The sequence below is a fragment of the Enterococcus sp. LJL51 genome, assembly GCF_049894025.1.
Taxonomy (GTDB): Bacteria; Bacillota; Bacilli; order Lactobacillales; family Enterococcaceae; genus Enterococcus_L.
The window spans coordinates 35,602-55,966 of sequence record NZ_JBNEQE010000021.1 but is presented as its reverse complement, the minus strand read 5'-3'; the positions used below and the strand labels follow the sequence as shown (position 1 = coordinate 55,966).

General features: G+C 41.9%; 16 protein-coding genes. 13 read left to right on the top strand and 3 right to left on the bottom strand.

Annotated features, from left to right (window positions below; all coding sequences use genetic code 11):
* The first annotated feature begins 127 nt into the window (after window positions 1-127).
* From ACPWSO_RS15940 to msrB, 12 genes are all read left to right on the top strand, one after another.
* Entirely contained in the window at window positions 128-1,375 is a 1,248-nt protein-coding gene (locus ACPWSO_RS15940) for a competence/damage-inducible protein A (protein ID WP_426084576.1), read from the top strand.
* Window positions 1,376-1,478: 103 nt separating this feature from the next.
* A complete protein-coding gene (gene recA, locus ACPWSO_RS15935; protein ID WP_426084575.1) occupies window positions 1,479-2,522 on the top strand; it encodes a recombinase RecA in 1,044 nt (347 codons plus the stop codon).
* A gap of 472 nt (window positions 2,523-2,994) precedes the next feature.
* A complete protein-coding gene (gene rny / locus ACPWSO_RS15930) occupies window positions 2,995-4,551 on the top strand; it encodes a ribonuclease Y (RefSeq protein ID WP_426084574.1) in 1,557 nt (518 codons plus the stop codon).
* A 574-nt stretch (window positions 4,552-5,125) separates the two neighbouring features.
* The gene (locus ACPWSO_RS15925) at window positions 5,126-6,799 is read left to right on the top strand and encodes a peptide ABC transporter substrate-binding protein (RefSeq protein ID WP_426084573.1); all 1,674 of its coding nucleotides are present in this window, start codon (window positions 5,126-5,128) and stop codon (window positions 6,797-6,799) included.
* Between the two features lie 179 nt (window positions 6,800-6,978).
* The gene (locus ACPWSO_RS15920; protein ID WP_426084572.1) at window positions 6,979-7,776 is read left to right on the top strand and encodes a TIGR00282 family metallophosphoesterase; all 798 of its coding nucleotides are present in this window, start codon (window positions 6,979-6,981) and stop codon (window positions 7,774-7,776) included.
* A 21-nt stretch (window positions 7,777-7,797) separates the two neighbouring features.
* Window positions 7,798-7,950: a hypothetical protein gene (locus ACPWSO_RS15915; RefSeq protein ID WP_426084571.1), complete on the top strand. Its 153-nt coding sequence runs from the start codon at window positions 7,798-7,800 to the stop codon at window positions 7,948-7,950.
* Between the two features lie 143 nt (window positions 7,951-8,093).
* Complete coding sequence (locus tag ACPWSO_RS15910) at window positions 8,094-8,465, top strand: YlbF family regulator (RefSeq protein ID WP_426084570.1); 372 nt, start codon at window positions 8,094-8,096, stop codon at window positions 8,463-8,465.
* A gap of 1 nt (window position 8,466) precedes the next feature.
* Window positions 8,467-11,037 carry a DNA mismatch repair protein MutS gene (gene mutS, locus ACPWSO_RS15905; protein ID WP_426084569.1) on the top strand — a complete coding sequence of 857 codons (2,571 nt, stop codon included), beginning with the start codon at window positions 8,467-8,469 and terminating at the stop codon, window positions 11,035-11,037.
* A gap of 30 nt (window positions 11,038-11,067) precedes the next feature.
* A complete protein-coding gene (mutL, locus tag ACPWSO_RS15900) occupies window positions 11,068-13,158 on the top strand; it encodes a DNA mismatch repair endonuclease MutL (protein ID WP_426084568.1) in 2,091 nt (696 codons plus the stop codon).
* A gap of 22 nt (window positions 13,159-13,180) precedes the next feature.
* A complete protein-coding gene (locus tag ACPWSO_RS15895) occupies window positions 13,181-13,744 on the top strand; it encodes a Maf family protein (protein WP_426084567.1) in 564 nt (187 codons plus the stop codon).
* 12 nt (window positions 13,745-13,756) lie between these two features.
* Window positions 13,757-14,248, top strand: coding sequence for an acyl-CoA thioesterase (locus tag ACPWSO_RS15890; RefSeq protein WP_426084566.1), 492 nt, complete (start codon window positions 13,757-13,759; stop codon window positions 14,246-14,248).
* A gap of 240 nt (window positions 14,249-14,488) precedes the next feature.
* Complete coding sequence (msrB, locus tag ACPWSO_RS15885) at window positions 14,489-14,923, top strand: peptide-methionine (R)-S-oxide reductase MsrB (protein WP_426084565.1); 435 nt, start codon at window positions 14,489-14,491, stop codon at window positions 14,921-14,923.
* Window positions 14,924-15,021: 98 nt separating this feature from the next.
* Here msrB and ACPWSO_RS15880 read toward each other — a convergent pair whose 3' ends face one another.
* Genes ACPWSO_RS15880 through ACPWSO_RS15870 form a run of 3 tightly spaced genes read right to left on the bottom strand, consistent with a single transcriptional unit; the run spans window position 15,022 to window position 18,987 of the window.
* On the bottom strand, window positions 15,022-16,578 hold the full coding sequence (locus tag ACPWSO_RS15880; protein ID WP_426084564.1) for a response regulator transcription factor: 1,557 nt from the start codon (window positions 16,576-16,578) through the stop codon (window positions 15,022-15,024).
* A complete protein-coding gene (locus ACPWSO_RS15875) occupies window positions 16,571-18,013 on the bottom strand; it encodes a sensor histidine kinase (RefSeq protein ID WP_426084563.1) in 1,443 nt (480 codons plus the stop codon). Before ACPWSO_RS15875 ends, ACPWSO_RS15880 begins: the two co-directional genes overlap by 8 nt.
* A gap of 11 nt (window positions 18,014-18,024) precedes the next feature.
* Window positions 18,025-18,987: an ABC transporter substrate-binding protein gene (locus ACPWSO_RS15870; RefSeq protein ID WP_426084562.1), complete on the bottom strand. Its 963-nt coding sequence runs from the start codon at window positions 18,985-18,987 to the stop codon at window positions 18,025-18,027.
* A 248-nt stretch (window positions 18,988-19,235) separates the two neighbouring features.
* Here ACPWSO_RS15870 and chvE point away from each other — a divergent pair, with 248 nt between their 5' ends.
* Window positions 19,236-20,330, top strand: a complete 1,095-nt coding sequence (chvE, locus tag ACPWSO_RS15865; protein WP_426084561.1) for a multiple monosaccharide ABC transporter substrate-binding protein — start codon at window positions 19,236-19,238, stop codon at window positions 20,328-20,330.
* Window positions 20,331-20,365: the final 35 nt, after the last annotated feature.

The following is a 20,365-nucleotide window of genomic DNA, read 5'->3' as shown; positions in this document are numbered from 1 at the left end:
GTTATAACCATTTTCAAATTGGACATTCCTTAAATTAATAAAAATCTCAGAGCTTTCCTGAAAAAAATGGTCTGTGGTAAAATGAATGAAAGAAATTTTACGTAGATTAATTGAGAAGAGGAAAAGTATGAAATCAGAAATTATTGCCGTAGGAACAGAGCTGCTGCTCGGTCAAGTAGTGAATACAAATGCAACCTTTCTTTCCGAAGAATTCGCCAGTCTCGGCGTTGAGGTATACTACCATACTGTTGTTGGAGACAACTTCCAGCGGCTGACTGATTTGCTGCAGGAAGCAGAAAAGAGAAGTGATTTGATTGTTTTATGCGGCGGTCTGGGACCAACCGAAGATGATTTGACGAAACAAGCAGTCGCAGAGCATCTTCATCGGGATCTTATTATAGATGAAGCGGGTGCTGAAAGGGTTCAGGAATTTTTCACGTTTTCTAAACGACCGATGACCGAAAACAATATGCAGCAGGCGCTGACTATTGAGGGAGGAATAAGTATCCCAAACCCCACCGGGTTGGCTATCGGTACACTAATAACAAAGGCTGATACTAGTTATCTGCTGCTGCCGGGACCTCCGAGTGAGCTGAAGCCGATGTTTTTTCAGCATGTCCGCCCGTTAATCAAAGAGCTGTTTCCAGCAGCCGAGCAGCTGGTGTCTAAAGTTCTTCGTTTCTATGGAATTGGTGAATCTCAGCTAGTGACTGATTTAAAGGATTTGATTGATAGTCAGACGAACCCCACCGTGGCTCCTTATGCGAAGCCTAATGAGGTGACACTGCGTCTAACTGCTAAAGTGGCTTCTGAAGAACAGGGAGAAAAGCTGCTGTTTGAGATGGAACAGCGGATTATGGCAGTTGTAGGAGAGTATTTCTATGGTTATGGAGATGATAACTCTTTAGAAGCGACTACGGTGAAGCTGTTGACTGAGCGTGGCAAGACTATCACTGCCGCAGAAAGCCTGACGGCTGGGCTTTTTCAAAGTATGATTGGTAGTGTACAAGGGGCCTCGAAGGTTTTAAAAGGCGGCTTTGTAACATACTCGGAAGAAATGAAAGAAACTTTACTGGGTATTCCAGAAGTACTTATAAAAGAGCATGGTGTGGTTAGCGAAGCCTGTGCAGCTGCAATGGCTGAGCAAGCGAGAAAGCTGACAGATACCGATTATGCAGTTGCTTTTACTGGCGTTGCTGGTCCTGATTCGCTGGAAGGACATCCTCCAGGCACTGTCTGGATAGGGATTGCTGAGCGGGGAGGAAAGACTACAGCAGAAAAATTCCATTTCACTAGAGACCGTCAATACATTCGATATAGCTCGGCGATGAAAGGGCTGGACCTAATTCGCCGAGCAATTCTAAAGAAAAAATAAAATGCGAATGTTTGTTCGCTTTCTTCTTGATTTTTACGAACAAAAAAGTTAATATAGAATTATCGGAAATAAACTATGTTTAACATATAAGGAGGATTATCAATTGGCTGATGATCGTAAAGTAGCACTAGATGCTGCATTGAAAAAAATAGAAAAGAACTTTGGTAAAGGCTCCATCATGAAACTGGGGGAAAAGATTGATCAGCAGGTATCAACAATTCCGAGCGGATCTTTGGCGCTGGATGTTGCTTTAGGAGTCGGCGGTTATCCTCGCGGAAGAATTATCGAAGTCTATGGTCCTGAAAGTTCTGGTAAAACAACAGTAGCGCTGCATGCTATCGCTGAAGTACAGAAACAAGGTGGAACAGCAGCTTTTATTGATGCCGAGCACGCACTTGATCCTCAATATGCTCAGAAGCTGGGTGTAAATATTGACGAATTGCTGCTGTCTCAGCCGGATACAGGTGAACAGGGATTGGAAATTGCAGATGCACTGGTATCCAGTGGAGCGATTGATATTGTGGTTATTGACTCTGTAGCAGCATTAGTACCTCGTGCGGAAATCGATGGAGAGATGGGTGCGAGTCACGTCGGGCTACAGGCTCGTCTGATGTCTCAAGCACTACGTAAATTGTCTGGTTCAATCAACAAGACAAAAACAATCGCTATTTTCATCAATCAGATTCGTGAAAAAGTGGGTGTAATGTTTGGTAATCCCGAAACAACACCTGGCGGACGTGCCCTGAAATTTTATGCCACTGTCAGATTAGAAGTGCGCCGTGCAGAGCAGTTGAAGCAGGGAACAGATATCATCGGTAACCGTACGAAAATCAAAGTTGTTAAGAATAAAGTTGCACCGCCTTTTAAAGTAGCAGAGGTGGACGTAATGTACGGTCTAGGTATTTCTCAGGAAGGTGAGCTTCTGGATATGGCTGTTGAGAAGGATTTGGTAGAAAAAAGCGGTGCCTGGTACAGCTACAATGGCGAAAGAATTGGTCAGGGACGGGAAAATGTGAAGGTCTACATGACGGAACATCCTGAAATGATTGAGGAGCTTTCTACTAAAGTTCGGGCAGCATATGGAATCGGTGATGGTTCTATCGTTGTTGAAGAAGGCCAGGAAGAACTGCCTTTGGATGAAGAATAATATAAATCATAAATTAACAGGTAAGTTTGCTTTTTTAGAGCACTTACCTGTTTTTTGCTTTTTAAGATAGCTATAGAATTGGTGCAGCCTACAGCAACACATTTGCTTTTGAGAATTATTTATCTGAAGGCATGGCTTTCAGATAACAATCATTTTGTGCATCTCTTTATGAAGCCTTCCTTCCGAGAGCGAGCCGAAATGAACAATCATAAAATAACTGTAAGTGAAATTTTAAAAAATAGAAGTCAGACGATTGAAAATGAATGTCCAGTCTTTTGTTCACAGCTTTCAGACTGTCTGGCAGAGCGGTGTGATAATGGTTATTTTAAGTTGACACACTGAGGGACAAACATTAGAATAAAGTTGTGTGTATTTGTATGCACACAGTAGAAATATTGATAATGACATTAGTTTGTCAATAAACTACATGAATAGTTGAAATGAATAATAAGATAGTATGGAGGTGGAAACAATGGGTTTAGTCATTCCACTCGCTATCGTCGCATTAATTGTCGGTCTTGGAGTTGGGTTTTTTATTGCAAAATCTCGTCACGAAAAAGCAGTAGATGGTGCTAAAAACACTGTCGCTGGCATTATTGAAGATGGCCGTAAAGAAGCAGAGACTTTGAAAAAAGAGGCTTTGCTTGAAGCAAAAGAAGAAAATCAGAAGTATCGGTCAGAAATTGAAGGTGAGTTGAAGGAAAGCAAGTTAGAGTTAAAGACACAGGAAAATCGTCTGCTTCAAAGAGAACAGACATTGGATCGTAAAGATGATACTCTTGAAAAACGTGAAAACTCACTGGAAGAAAAAGAAATGAAGCTAGGTGCTAGACAGCAATTAATTGATGAGCGGGAAAAAGAAGTAGAACAACTGGTGGAAAAACAACATCAGGAAATTGAACGTATTGCTTCTTTGTCTAAAGACGAAGCAAAAAATATCATCATGGAGTCAACAGAACAAGAGTTAAGTCATGAGCTGGCTGTGCTGGTTAAAGAATCAGAACAGCGTGCAAAAGAAGAAGCAGATCGTAAAGCTAAAAATCTACTGTCATTAGCCATTCAGCGTTGTGCAGCCGATTCAATCTCAGAAACAACTGTTTCTGTTGTGAGCCTGCCGAACGATGAAATGAAGGGTCGGATTATCGGTCGTGAGGGTCGGAATATTCGAACGCTGGAAACACTGACTGGTATTGATTTAATTATCGATGATACGCCGGAAGCAGTTGTACTTTCAGGGTTTGATCCTATCAGAAGAGAAATCGCCCGGATGACACTTGAACGCTTAATTCAGGATGGCCGGATTCATCCAGCCAGAATTGAAGAGACTGTTGAAAAATCCCGGAAAGAAATGGATGAACGGATTCGCGAGTATGGCGAGCAGGCTGCTTTTGAAGTTGGCGCACATACACTTCATCCTGATTTAATTAAGATTTTGGGACGTTTACGTTTCCGTACCAGCTATGGTCAAAATGTATTGAACCACTCAATTGAAGTTGCGAAGCTGACTGGTGTTCTGGCAGCAGAGCTAGGTGAGGATGTACAATTAGCGAAACGTGCCGGACTGATGCATGACATCGGAAAAGCATTAGACCATGAAATTGAAGGTTCTCACGTGGAAATTGGCGCTGAACTGGCTGCTAAATATAAAGAGAATTCAGTCGTAATAAATGCGATTGCATCTCACCACGGCGATATCGAAGCAACTTCAGTTATTTCTGTATTAGTTGCAGCAGCGGATGCTCTATCAGCAGCAAGACCTGGGGCACGCAGCGAGTCATTGGAAAACTATATTCGCAGATTGGAAAATCTGGAAAATATTTCTAATAGCTTCACTGGTGTTGAATCTAGTTTTGCCGTGCAGGCCGGACGTGAAGTTCGCGTTATGGTTAAGCCGGAAGAAATTTCCGATTTAGAAGCTGTTCGTCTGGTTCGAGATATTCGTAAGAAAATCGAAGATGAACTGGATTATCCAGGACATATCAAAGTCACTGTCGTTCGGGAAACCCGTGCAGTTGACTACGCAAAATAGTTAAGTAAAGCTGAGATAGTGACTGTCTCAGCTTTTTTTGAACGCTTTGTTAAAGTGAGTCATGTCCTACTCACGTGGAATCCGAATAAACGGTGGGAGCAGTAGCACATACCAGCATTGAACTGCGACGAGTAACCGCAGGAGCACTCTCCAAGTATTGAACTGCGACGAGTAACCGCAGGAGCACTCTCCAAGTATTGAACTGCGACGAGTAACCGCAGGAGCAAAACCTTCAGAAATAAACCAAAATTCACAAAAATTTGAGAAACATCAGGTAGGAATCAGTCAACATCGATTGGCTCACATTTGTGTTTCTTGGTATTTCCGTGAATTTCTTCTTATTACTGAGAAACACAGTGAGGAACGAGCTGATGTTAAGCAGTACCTATTTGGTTCTCGAGACTAAACACTTCTGTTCCATCCTAAGCTGTTTTGCACTGTATATAGTTTTTTTCATCGTAAGCTCATCTAAATTTTACTGGTTGCTTAATTTTTCATAAGGGTATATCATTGCGGGAGGAAAGTATTTTTGATATATTCATACTAGATTTAATTTTATGTAGGAGGTTTTCTAATGGGGATCAAAAGAAAAACAACTTTAGGGTTTGTTGCAGCGACATGTGCATTAACACTAGCTGCTTGCGGAACTACTGGCGGAGGAACATCTGACAGCGATAGCGGTTCAGGTGGAACAGCTAGTGGTGAACAGGTATTTAGATATGTTGAAAGACAGGAAATTCCAAGTGCAGATCCGTCTTTGGCAACTGATGAGGTGAGTTTCATTGCCTTGAATAACGTGTATGAAGGGATTTATCGACTAGATAAAGATAATCATCCACAGCCAGCTGGTGCTGCAGAAATGGCAGAATTAAGCGAAGATGGTTTGACGTACAAAATCAAACTTAGAGAAGATGCAGTGTGGAGCGACGGCGAACCAGTTACAGCGAAAGATTATGTCTATGCATGGCAGAGAACTGTAGAACCTGAAACAGCTTCAGAATATGCATATATGTTTGGACCTGTAAAAAATGCAGAAAAAATTACAGCTGGAGAAATGGATAAAGAAGAGCTGGGAATTAAAGCTGTAAGTGACTACGAGTTGGAGATCACATTAGAAAAAGCAACGCCTTACTTTGATTATCTGCTGGCATTTCCTTCATTCCTGCCGCAACGTCAGGATATCGTAGAGAAATACGGCAAAGATTATACAACAGCAAGTGATAAGTCTGTCTACAATGGTCCATTCACTTTAACTGATTTTGACGGTCCTGGTACAGATACAAACTGGTCATTTACAAAAAATGACACATACTGGGATAAAGATACAGTGAAATTGGATAAAGTAGTTATCGATGTTGTAAAAGAAGCACCAACATCATTGAACCTGTATCAAGATGGTCAAGCAGACGATGTGCCATTGTCTGGTGAGCTGGCTATGCAGATGAAGGATGATCCGGACTACATGATTCTTGAAGCGGCTTCTACCTTCTATTTAGAAATGAATCAGCGTGATAAAGATTCTGTGTACAACAATGTCAATTTACGTAAAGCTTTTGCTTATGCAATCGATCGTGAATCTCTGGTAACTCAAATTTTAGCAAATGGTTCTACTTCTGCTGAAGGTCTAGTTCCAAAAGGTTTGACGAATAATCCAGATACAAACGAAGATTTTGCTGAAGAAGCAGGAAATCCAATTGTTTACGATGTAGATAAAGCAAAAGAATACTGGGAAAAAGCGAAGAAAGAATTGGGAATTGATTCATTGGATATGGACTTTCTAGTTGATGATTCAGATGGCGGTAAGAAGCTAGGTGAATATCTGCAGGGCTCTCTTGGCGAAACCCTGGAAGGCTTGAAGGTAACAGTTAGTCCAGTACCGTTCTCTGTACGTCTGGACCGTACTGAAAAAGGTGATTTTGAAGTGGCACTTGGTGCATGGGGAGCGGATTATGCGGACCCAAGCAGCTTCCTTGATTTATTTGTAACAGGAAACTCTTACAACCGCGGACGTTATTCAAACACTAAATACGATGAACTAATTAAGAGTGCTTCAACAACAAATGCTAATAATCCTGCTGCACGCTGGAAAGATTTATTGGATGCAGAAAAATTAATCATGGACGACATGGGTATTGTACCAATCTATCAAAAAGCAGAAGCGCACTTACGTACGCCAAAAGCGAAGGATATCTTCTATCACTCTACTGGTGCAAAATATGACTTCAAATGGGCATATATGGAAGACTAATCAGCCTCATCCAATACTATCTAATGGAGGAGCCTGTATAGACTTTTAAGGACACTATTAATAAGAGAGGAGAACAACACTCGTTGTTCTCCTCTCTTTTTTCAGTTGGCAGAGCTTTTCATTCACTGGGAAAACTACTATAATGAATCAGTAAGAATAAAAGAGAAGAGGAAGAATATTTGCGTATACTATTTATTGGAGATGTTGTAGGTTCACTTGGAAGAGAGACCATAACAGATTATTTACCTAAGCTGAAAAAGAAGTATCAGCCGCAGGTGACAATCGCAAATGGGGAGAACGCTGCTGCTGGGCGGGGAATCACCGGGAAAATATATAAAAAATTTTTGCAGGACGGTGTAGATGTAGTAACACTGGGAAATCATACATGGGATAACCGGGATATCTTTGACTTTATCGGCGAAGCTAAGAAGATGATTCGGCCGGCGAATTTTCCGGAAGGAACGCCTGGAAAAGGGATTGTCTATGTGAAAGTGAACCAGCTTGAACTGGCAGTTATTAATCTACAGGCTCGTGCCTTTATGGCTGATTTGGATGACCCCTTTCGCAAAGCGGAGGAATTGATTGAAGAGGCCAGAAAACGAACACCCTTAATTTTTGTTGATTTTCATGGAGAAACAACAAGTGAAAAGCAGGCAATGGGTTGGTTCTTAGATGGGAAGGTCAGCGCAGTTGTTGGTACACATACTCATGTACAGACGAATGATGCCCGTATTTTACCAAAGGGAACGGCGTACCTGACAGATGTTGGGATGACTGGTCCTTATGATGGTATATTAGGGATGAAGCGGGAGCCAATCATTGAGAAGTTTTGGACAGCATTGCCTAAGCGCTTTGAAGTGGTCGAAAGCGGACGAACTATTTTATCCGCTTGCTATATTGAATTTGATGATCAAACGGGTCAGGCTAAGGATATCCAGCTGATTCAGATTAGTGAAGACCGTCCATTTCATGAATAACAGCGGCTGGTGGTTAAAGATATGAGAGCAAAAGCTGGAAAGAGCGGGGATAGAGATGATGCCTCGCTCATTCCTGTTTCCGGTGAAAAAGCTGCAGGGCTGAAGACTGCTTGCTTAGTCAAGCTACTCCGCTTTTTGAGTGCCGGTTCAAAAAGCTTGGATAGAACAGAATGATGTGAGCGCTGCAAACTGTCTATGGTGGGAAAAATAACCAAAAGTAGTTTTTAGCTGTCGGAATTGACGTTTGGCAAAATTTCAGAATGTGTTAAAATAAACATACATATTTTTACAAAATTAAATGAGTGAAGGTGTGAAAAATGGAGCAGCCTATTGGAGACAAAAACATAGATGCAGAGCTGACGAAGCTATTGGAGCTGCTGGAGGAAAATGAGACAATTCAAGCATATAAGCGGATTGAACAGAGAGTAAAGGACAACGAAAAGCTGACAGAGCTTGTAGAGAATATAAAAGCTGCCCAGAAAGATGCTGTTCAGTTTGCTCATTACGGCAAACCGGCTGCTGAGCAGGAAGCATTGAAGCGGGCGGATGAATTGACAGCTGAATTTGATAATCATCCTCTGGTTGTTGCCTATAGAGAACAGTTAAAGGAAGCAAATGACCTTTTGCAGCATATTACGGCAATGATTCAGCGAGGCGTCAATGATCAATTAGAGAAGGAAGGGCTATAAATTGCCGCAAAAAACCAGACACACCCCTATGATGGAGCAATATTTGACAATAAAAGGGCAGTATCCTGATGCCTTTCTTTTTTACCGTCTAGGCGATTTTTATGAGATGTTTTATGAAGATGCAGAAAAAGCAGCACAGCTTTTAGAGCTGACGCTGACAAGTAGAAATAGAAATGCTGATGATCCAATACCAATGTGCGGTGTTCCGCACCATGCAGCACAAGGTTATATTGACACACTGGTTGAAATGGGCTACAAAGTTGCTATCTGTGAGCAAGTGGAAGACCCTAAAACAACACAGGGCATGGTTAAACGGGAAGTAGTTCAGCTCGTTACTCCTGGAACTGTAATGGACAGTAAAGGCTTGGAGGCTAAAGACAATAACTACCTGACAGCCCTGGTAGCAGCTGACGGAGCATATGGTCTGGCTTATGTGGACTTAACAACCGGAGAGCTGAAAAGCACCCTGTTGACTGGAGAAGAAAATGTTGTTAATGAAGCTGCGGCTCTACAAACAAAAGAAGTAGTTTTAGGCAGCGAGATACCAGAAAGCTTGTCTCATGTGCTGCAGGAAAGGCTGACGATTGTTTTTTCAGAACAATTGGAAACGCAGGAAAATGCAGAGTTTAGTTTTTTAACCAGCACATTATCTCAACCGCTGGAAATCGAAGTGACGCAAAAGCTGCTGACCTATCTTGCGGTAACGCAAAAACGCAGTCTAGATCATATTCAACAAGCAGTGGAATACCAGCCAAATCATTTTTTAAAAATGGATTATTATTCAAAATTTAACTTGGAGCTTACCCGCTCTATTCGTTCTGGTAAGAAGCAGGGAACACTGCTGTGGCTGCTGGATGAAACTAAAACGGCGATGGGCGGCCGTCTTCTGAAGCAGTGGCTGGATCGTCCGCTAATACAAGAAAAACAAATTTTTCGTCGGCAGGAGATGGTTCAATCCTTACTCAATGCTTATTTTGAGCGTGTTGATTTGCAAGCAGCGCTGACGAAGGTTTATGACCTGGAACGTCTTGCCGGCCGGGTGGCTTTTGGAAGCATCAATGGACGGGACTTGATTCAGCTGAAAACCTCTCTTGAGCAAGTACCAATGATTCGGGAGCTGATTGTCGGAATTAATCAGGGCGAATGGAATGAGCTTTTAGTTGAACTGAATCCGATAGAGGATCTTGTTGATTTAATCGGTCAGGCGATTAGAGAGGACGCCCCTCTACAGATTACAGAAGGAAATGTCATTCGAGATGGCTACCATGAAAAGCTGGATGAATACCGGGATGCCATGCGTCATGGCAAGCAGTGGCTGGCAGAGCTTGAGGCTAAAGAACGTCAAGAAACGGGTATCAAAACATTGAAGGTAGGCTTTAATCGGGTATTCGGCTACTATATCGAAGTAACAAAGGCCAATCTGGTTAATCTGGAAGAAGGCAAATACGAACGTAAACAGACATTGGCAAATGCGGAACGCTTCATCACGCCTGAATTGAAGGAGATGGAGAAGCTGATTTTAGAAGCAGAAGAAAAATCTGTTGATTTGGAGTATCAGCTGTTTTTAGAAGTTCGGGAAGAAGTGAAGAAGAGCATCGACCGTCTGCAGCGATTGGCGAAATCACTGAGTACAGTGGATGTTTTACAGGCATTTGCGGTAGTCAGCGAACGCTATCAATACGTTCGGCCAGTACTGCGGTCTGGAAACGGCAGCTTATATATTAAGGATGGCCGCCACCCCGTTGTAGAAAAAGTGCTGGGACATCAGGAGTATATCCCCAATAGCATCAGCTTTGCTCAGGATGACTTGCTGCTGCTGATTACCGGACCCAACATGTCTGGTAAAAGTACCTATATGCGTCAGTTGGCGTTAACCGTAGTTATGGCTCAAATCGGCTGTTTTATTCCAGCCGAGTCGGCTGAACTGCCGATTTTTGATCAAATATTCACTCGAATTGGTGCCTCAGATGATTTGATTGCTGGTCAGAGTACCTTTATGGTAGAAATGATGGAAGCTAATCAGGCATTGAGACATGCAACGCCCAACAGCTTGATTCTATTTGATGAGCTTGGACGGGGAACTGCCACATATGATGGTATGGCATTGGCACAGGCGATTATTGAGTATATTCATAAAAAAGTTAAAGCAAAAACCTTATTTTCAACCCATTACCATGAGTTGACTGTGCTGGATGAATCACTAAGCAGCTTAAAAAACATTCACGTTGGTGCGGTTGAAAAAGATGGCGACGTAGTCTTTCTCCATAAGATGATGGAAGGACCAGCAGATAAAAGCTATGGTATTCATGTTGCAAAAATAGCCGGCATGCCTCTTGATTTACTGGAACGGGCAGCAGCTATTCTTTCCTCCTTAGAATCACAGGAAACTGCGGCCATTCCACTAGCAGAAAGTCCAGCTGTAATTGAGGAAGAGAGCGAACAGCTTTCCTTGTTCAAGGAAGTGTCAACAGACGAACTCAGTGTAATCGATCGATTGAAGAAGCTGAACCTGTTGGAGATGACGCCGATGGATGCGTTGAATACACTGTACGAATTGCAAAAAAGAATTTGATTCACTCCATAAAAGAGAGGAGTCCAAGCCATGGGAAAGATTAAAGAATTATCAGAGCAGCTTGCCAACCAGATTGCTGCCGGGGAAGTAGTTGAGCGCCCGGCTTCAGTTGTGAAGGAACTTATTGAAAATGCAATAGATGCGGGAAGTACACAGATTGATATCTTTATTGAAGAAGCCGGGTTGAAAAAAATTCAAGTGATTGATAATGGCGACGGCATCGCTCAGGATGATGTTTTGAATGCCTTCAAACGGCATGCGACAAGTAAGATTCATACGCGTGATGATTTATTCCGGATAAGAAGTCTTGGCTTCCGCGGCGAGGCTCTGCCCAGTATCGCTTCAGTATCTGAAATGACGATTGAAACAGCCGTAGCTGACCAGTCTGAAGGCAGTTTTGCCCGATTAACTGGTGGTAAAGTAGCGGAAAATAAACCAGGAGCTCTACGTAAAGGAACAAAAATTACCGTAGAAAATCTCTTTTTCAATACACCGGCCCGTTTGAAGTATGTAAAAACCATTCAGACTGAGTTGGCAACCATTGGCGATATTGTCAATCGGCTGGCCTTGAGTCATCCGGCTATAGCTTTTCGGCTGGTACACGATGGCAATAAGATGATGAGCACCGCCGGCACTGGAGATTTAAAACAGACGATTGCCGGAATTTACGGGATAAGTACAGCGAAAAAGATGCTGGAAATTCGTGGACAGGATTTAGATTTCGAGCTTTACGGTTTTGTTTCACTGCCGGAAGTAACTAGAGCCAGTAGAAATTATCTTTCGACGATTATCAACGGCCGATATATCAAAAATTTTATGTTAAATAAAGCAGTTATTAATGGCTATGGCTCTAAGCTGATGGTAGGCCGTTTTCCAATTGCCGTTTTGGAAATCACTATGGATCCGCTATTAGTGGATGTGAATGTTCATCCGACAAAACAGGAAGTACGTTTGAGTAAAGAAAAAGAGCTGATGACGCTTATTAGTCAGGCGATTGAAGAAGCGTTAAGCCAGGAACAGCTGATTCCAAATGCCGCTGCAAATCTTAAATTCAAGACAAAAGTCGAGAATCAAAAAAAGGTTGAACAGCTGGAAATTCCTTTGACTGAAGACCAGTCAGGTGAAATGAGGCAGACGGAGGAAGTGCGTAAACCAGGCAGCCTCAGCTTTGATTCGACAAGCGGCCGTTTCTTTGTAGAGGACAAAAAACAGCAGAATGAACGTGAACAGGAAGCTGAAGAACCAGCGCAACAGCTGAGTAATACAGCGGAGCCGGTAATGACGGGTACTATTAATGAAGACCTTTCAAATAATTATAAGACCAAACCGACATTCGTAAAAGGCTCTGTCGAAAGCATGGCTGAGTATCAGGTGCAGCAGGATACTCCTGAAGAAGTAGAGCAGTCGGTCGAGACTGTTGTCGAGGAAGAGCTTCAACGGGAACACCCGGATTTTGATGTTTCGAACAAAGACCAAATAAAAGAATTAAACCGAACGGTTGATCGGCTGGAGCAGGAACGAAAGACCGAGCGCTTTCCGGAATTGGAATATTTTGGACAAATGCACGGTACGTATCTTTTTGCGCAAAGCAAGAATGGCTTGTATATCGTTGATCAGCATGCAGCGCAGGAGCGGATTAAGTATGAATATTTCCGTGAAAAGATTGGTGAAGTAAGCAGTGATTTGCAGGAACTGCTGGTACCGATTGTTCTGGACTATCCGAACAGCGATGCAATAAAGATCAATGAACAGAAAGAAAAGCTGGAAAGTGTGGGCATCTATCTGGAAGGCTTCGGTCAAAACAGCTTTATTATTAGAGCACATCCAACCTGGTATCCATCTGGGGAAGAAGAAGCGATTATTCGGGAAATGATTGACATGCTTTTAATCACCGGTCAGGTCAGTGTGAAGAAATTTAGAGAAGCGACAGCGATTATGATGAGCTGTAAACGTTCGATTAAAGCAAATCATTACCTGAATGAGCAGCAGGCTCGGATATTATTGGCTGATTTAGCTACTTGCGCGAATCCGTTTAATTGTCCTCATGGACGTCCGGTGCTGATTCACTTTACAAATTCTGATATGGAAAAAATGTTTAAACGTATTCAAGATCCCCACTAAAGAAAATGAAAGAGGCAGGAAAATGAAAGTTATTTTAGCTTCACAATCGCCACGAAGACAGCAGCTGCTAAAGCGTCTGCTTCCAAACTTTGAAGTCGAAGCGGCTGCCATCAATGAAGCAGTGCCGCCAAATATGCTGCCGGAGAACTATGTTCAAAAGATGGCGATGGATAAAGCTCAGTGTATTTTTAAAAAGCATCCAGAAGCTAAAGTGATTGGCTGTGATACGATTGTGGCAGTAGAGAATGAAATTATTGGTAAACCAACGTCACGTGAGCACGCTTTCGAAATCTTAAAAAAGTTGAGTGGTCAAACCCATCAGGTATACACAGCAGTTGTTGTGATGGAAGAGGGCAAAACCGTTTCAATGCTTGTTCCAGCAGATGTAACCTTTTATCAGTTAACAGATGAAGAGATTAATCAGTATCTGGACAGCGGAGAATACATGGATAAAGCCGGAGCCTATGGCATACAGGAGCAGGGTGCTCTTTTTGTGAAGGAAATAAAAGGCGATTACTATACCATTATGGGCTTACCGATTGCCAGCTTATCCCGGCTGTTGGCTGGCGATTATGAACAATTATAGAGGTGAAAGAAAATGAAGTGCTCTGAAACAAGGTCTGTACAGACTCATATTATTACCTTTCCATACTTGAATTATCATAAAACATTATTCGGCGGACAGCTGATGGCATGGCTGGATGAAACAGCCGGTATCTCTGCAATGCGTTTGTCCAGAGAACCTATTGTCACAGCTTCAGTAGATCATTTAGATTTTTTGGCGCCCTTGAAGGCTGGTCATTCCGCTTGTATCGAAGCTTTTGTTTCAGGAACCGGTAAGCGTTCGATGGAGGTCTTTGCGAAAGTAATCGGTGAAGATTTAGGTACGGGAGAGCGGTATTTAGCTGGAACGAGCTTTATGACTTTTGTAGTACCAAAGGGCAACGAGCTGCCGAAGATTGAACCGGTAACAAAAGAGGAGCAGTTTATTTGCAGCGGCTATGAAGGTCGTAAAGAGAATCGGCAGGAAAAACGTTCAGAAAGTCTTTCACTTGCTGCACATGTTGATCTGGACATGCCTTGGAAATAGTTTGACGTTTTTGAAGCAGCCGTGGCAGTAAAAAAAGGTAAGAGAACTACAGAGTAAAAACAAAGATTCAAATATTCAAATATAAGGGGGAGTGGGAAGTGATTATTATCCTACTCCTTTTTAAAATGAAAAAACAGCTGCGATAGGAATATCAGCAGTTAAATAAGGTATAAGACGTCTTACTTCTGGTTTTTTTAAAGGAATGATACTATAAAAGAAATAAAGAAGGAGTGATTCGTTATGAAACCGTCAGAAAAAGAACTGAAAGAAAAATTAACGGATATGCAGTTTGCTGTCACTCAGGAGAATGCAACGGAACGTCCGTTCACAGGAGAGTATGATGATTTTTATCAGGACGGCATCTATGTTGATGTGGTGAGCGGCGAGCCATTGTTCAGTTCAAAGGATAAATATGATGCTGGCTGCGGCTGGCCGGCATTTACTCAGCCTATCCAAAAGCAGGACGTACAGGAAAAAGCCGATTTTTCTCACGGCATGCATCGAGTTGAGGTTCGAAGCAAAGAGGCTGACTCCCATCTGGGACATGTCTTTACAGATGGTCCGGCGGATCAAGGCGGGTTGAGATACTGTATCAATTCTGCAGCATTGAAATTTATTCCGGTAGCTGAACTGGAAAAAACAGGATATGGAGACTATCGAAAGCTGTTCGAATAAGACTGAGGAAACAATGACAGCTTACTCAAAAGTGAACCATAACTTGACAAAAAACCATTGAAAAGCACTGTTGCTTTCCAATGGTTTTTTATTGTAGCCTAATGGTTTTGGCGGTACTCCTTTGGCGAAATACCTTTCTTTTTCTTAAACAGAAAACTAAAGTAATTAGGGTCATTATAGCCAATTTCGAAGGCAATTTCAGATAGTTTCTGGTTCGTTTCTTTTAATAAGTTCTTAGCAAGACTAATTCGTTTATCGGTTAAATACTCAATAAAGGTTTTCCCTAAAGATTGCGAGAAGATGGTACTAAAATGAGCGGGGCTCAACGACAACTCGTCAGCAACCATGTTCAAAGAAATATCAGGGTCGGTATAATTCTCATTGATAAAGTTTATCGCATGTGTAATCACGCTGTGGTATTTTGACATGGACGGATGAATTTTAACTTCAATTAAGTAAGTAATCATTTTTCTAAGCAAGTCTTCATATTGCGCACTGTTGGAGGAAACATCAATCAAATTGGTCAGAGACTCTTGAAAGGGAAAATCTTCCGCAGCTGACTTCTGCTTCTTTTTCACCAAACCATTCAGCTCAGTCAGGATAAAGAATCGAATCATTCGTGTTCGTTCGTAATTTCCTTGTTCTTGTGCGAGCTTTTGAACCAAGCTTTCCACATTTGTTTCTGTCAACAGGAAAATTTCCTTGGCCAGATCCATTTTAAACGGATGGGTAGGAGATAATTCGCCTTCCTTCATATCGTCTTCATAGCTAATGATTTTTTCTGTTCGAAAATAACCATAGGTTCCCAGCATTTCCCGAGCTTTTTCAAAGGCTGTAGGAATTTCACTTAGTCGTTCCACAACCGGACCAATAGCTACTGCAATGTCATCCTGAGAATTCTGTTCCAGCTCGTGAATAAGGGTATGAGCTACCTGATAGCTTTTCTCCAGTACATCCTCTTTTTGGGAGTCAAATACCAGAAATTTGATAAAGCGTGAAGAAACACTGGAAAACAAAAGGTTTTCGTCTTCTTTAAATAGAAATTTCAAATATTCACTGAAATGAGTATAGTCTTCAAAAGCACTGTTAAACTGATTTGTTGCAAGAAGCACCGTGAACTTTTTACCAATAATCGATCGCTGAAAGCTCTCGGCCTCTTTAATGGCAGTAGAAATTGCCAGCTCTCCTTTGAATAAGCCGTTGAGAAAATGGTTTTTTTTGATTTCCGTAATCAGGACATCTGAGTCAGATGCTGTTGTCGGTACCTGCTTTTGCTGTTCCAGAAGGCGAACGACTTTGGCAATCGTGTGTTCTAACTCTTTATTTTTTATTGGCTTCAGCAAATACTCATCTGCTTGCACCTGAATGGCGCCTTTGGCATATTCAAAATCATCAAAGCCGCTAATAAAGATAATTCTTGTCCAAGGGAGCAGCTTGCGGGCTTCCTTGGCAAAGGTTAGTCCGTCCATGAATGGCATTTTGATATCTGTCAAAATGATATCCGGCTGTAAATCCAAAATGGAAGCCAGTGCCATTTCCCCATCTCCTGCTTCACCAATAAAGGTAATTGGATAATGCTCGCTAAAACTCAACACCTGCTTTCGCAAGCTATCCCGAATTAAATGCTCGTCTTCTACAATAAACACCTTATACATTTTCCTGCCCCTCCTGCTGTTTAGGAACAGTCACAGTCACGATTGTTCCTTGTCGGTAGCGACTCTCAACGGTAATGCCGGCTTGTCTGCCATAATAAAGCAGCAGCCGCTTATTCACATTATACAATCCGTAACCCGTACTAAAATCAGAATCAATGCCCTTTGCCAGCTCCTCTTGAATTTCAAGCAGCCGTTCTGATGTGATACCCAGACCATTGTCGGTTACAGTAAAAATCAGGCTGTCTTCTGTTTCCTGTGCGGCGACCTGAATTAATCCCGCTCTACGGATGAACTTAATACCATGATAAACAGCATTTTCAATCAAAGGCTGCAAAATCATTTTTAAAATCTTGTATTCCTGCAGCTGATCGGGTACATCGATTTCAAAGTTAAGCATCTCACCGTAGCGGATTTTTAAAATTACTAGATAATCCTTGATATGCCTGATTTCTGTTGCCACACTAATCCAGTCCTTGCCTTTACTTAGGGATATCCGGAAAAAATCAGATAAAGCAAAGGTCATTTCCTTGGCTTCTTCATAGCGTTCCTGTTCAATCAGTGAGACGATTGCATCCAAGCTGTTATAAACAAAATGAGGGGTGATTTGAGCCTGTAGTACTCGAACTTCACTTTGGGCAAGATGATATTGCTTAAGAGCATTTTCCTCGAGTAGTTGTGTTAAGTCATCCGCCATCTTATTTAAGCTCTCTGTTAAGGTAGAGAATTCTGGTGTTTCAGGAAGTGCCAACCGGTAGCCCAGATGTCCTTTGGCCAGCTCGTTAGACATAGTGATGAGGTTGTTTAAAGGCTCTTGGACTCGTTCATTTAGAAAGCGGCGGTTTTTGCTGACAAAATAAATGATTCCGACAAGAATGAGCAGCTCGATTAGACTGAGAAAAACCAATGATTGGATTAGCTCGGTGTTTTTCTGACTCGCCAGATTAATCTCAATGCGGACAAATTCCTGTAGAATATCTGAAAGCAGCTGCGTGATAGATTCCACCTGAACCATAACCTCTTTGTTTTTTTCATAGGAGTTTTCCTTGGTCAGGTTATTAAGGATGTCTTCCTGATAGTTCTCCAGTGTATCAATTATTCTTAAACTAACCTCGAGAATACTGCGTTCGCCTTTGGTGCTGGTATTCTCCTGAATGTGGTAGATATCTTTGCGGAGCTCGTCAACGATGCTGTTTTTCTTATAATCATTTAGCTGAATTTGACCTGTCACCACATCCCACATCTCCTCTAAGACAGTGTCGTCGACCTTGGCGGCAATTTCATTCGCCTCCTGAATGTTAGTGACCGTGTTCTGATAAATGAAAATCTGTCTGGAATAAAGGATTACACTAACGAGTAGCGGAATGACTGCTAGTGCAAACATTAGCTTATTCGCCTGGGAAAATATTTGCTGGATGCTGAGAACCTTCTTCTTCATAAGCTGCTCCTTCAATAATTTCTAGTGGGAATCGTATCCAGATTGGATTCAGAAAAAACGGTTTCCGGCATATAAATTTCATGAGCTAGTTCATGACCAGAAAAGTAACGTTCAATGGCGTTAGCCACAAACCAGCCGGCATTCGGGTTGCATTCAACGACACAGTTGACATCGCCGGCCCGCAGCTTGCGAATCATATCCTCCTGCGCGTCAATCGTTACAATAATGATATCTTTACCTGGAACAACATCTGTTTTTGCCAAAGCCTCCAACGCACCATGGGTCATTTCATCGTTGTGGCTATAAAGGACATCAATTGAAGAAATATCATGTTCTTCAATATACTGCTCCATCTGTTCCTTTCCCTTCATTCGAATGTAGTCTCCAGATAAAGTATCCACAATCTTCATCCGTGAATCACGGGAAATGGTTTCTTGAAAACCTTCTGTTCGTAAAGTTGTCGGAGAAGTTTCCGGTAATCCGGATAGCTCAAGGATGTTAATCTCTTCTTTCTGACTGTCCGCAAAATGATTGGTGACATATAAGCCACCCCGATTTCCCTCAGCTTTAAAGCTTGGACCGATATGCGTGATATATAGGCTTTGGTCAGAAACGCTAATGTGACGGTCAACGACAATTACAGGGATGTCCGCCTGTTTAGCTTCCGTTAATATAAGCTCCCAGCCATCTTCCTGTAATGGGGTAAATACAATTAAATCTACTTTGTAGGCAATAAAAGTTCGAATATCCTGAATCTGCCGCTCTTGACTCATGTAGCCGTTGCGGTATAAAACCTGATTGTTTTTTTCAAGTTCGGTTTTGATGGAATCAGTATGTTTTTTGCGCCATTTGCTTTCCGTTCCTGATTGAGAAAAGCCGATTACCAGATTTTTTTCTTCCTCTATATCAGCAGCTGCTGTGCAGGAAGTTAAAAGAAACAGTAACGGAAAAATAAATAATACTATTTTCTTCATCGTTTTCACTCTTTCTATCAAGACATTCTTTGTTATCTCTATTCTACCAAAATATGATGACTAACAGGGGTTGCAGAACAGTAAACGAAAAAAAATCAAGAGAATCAAAAAAATTCCCAGAAAAAGACATTTGTGCAAAAAAGAACAAAAAGAATTTCTAGAAAACATGAAAAACATTTAATGTAAGCGGTATCTAAAACAGCTATACTTCGGAGTGTAAAGCAATTATAAAATTTGGAGGGATCAAGATGAAATCAGCTTTTAAGAAAGCAATGGCATTTGCTGCATTATTATTGGCAGGAAGCTTCGTGCTTACCGCCTGCAGCGGTTCGGCTTCCGGAGGCAGTGGAGATAAGGGGTACGTGGGGATTGCCATGCCGACAAAATCAGCAGAGCGCTGGATTGCGGACGGCAACAACATGGTGAAGGAATTAGAAAAGCTAGGATATAAAACAGATTTACAGTATGGGGAAGACAAGGTAGAAAACCAGGTCGCTCAAATTGAAAATATGATTACCAAAGGAATTGATACTCTGGTGATTGCCTCAATTGATGGCTCAGCATTGACGGATGTACTAGAAAAAGCAAGTAAAGAAGGCATCAAGGTAATTGCCTATGACCGACTGTTGATGAATTCAGAGCACGTTGATTATTATGCAACCTTTGATAACTTTGGTGTTGGGGTACTGCAGGCTTCTTATATTGAAGATAAGCTAGGTCTGAAGGATGGTGAAGGTCCTTACAATATTGAGCTGTTCGGCGGTTCTCCAGATGACAACAATGCCTTAATTAATTTTAATGGGGTAATGTCAGTTTTTCAGCCTTATCTAGACAGCGGTCAGCTAAAGGTACCTTCTGGTCAAACGAGCTTTAATCAAATTGCAACACTGCGTTGGGATGGTTCTACTGCACAAGCCCGGATGGATAATCTACTGAGTGCAAACTATACAGATAAAACATTAGACGCGGTGCTTTCTCCATATGATCCAATCAGTTTAGGGATTATTTCTTCTCTGAAAGGGGTCGGTTACGGATCTTCTGATAAACCACTGCCAACAATCACTGGGCAAGATGCAACAATTGCCGGGGTAAAATCGATTATTACCGGCGAACAAACACAAACAATCTTTAAAGACACACGTATTTTAGCTAAAAATACGATTGAAATGATTGAAGCAATCAATAACGACAAAGAAGTGCCTGTAAACGATACAGAAACTTATGACAATGGTGTGAAGGTCGTTCCTACCTATCTGGCAAATCCGGTATCTGTTGATAAAGACAATTATAAAGTTGAGCTGATTGATACAGATTACTATACAGAGGCAGATCTGAAAGAATAGACAGGAGGCAGGAATCGAATCAGCTTCGATTCCTG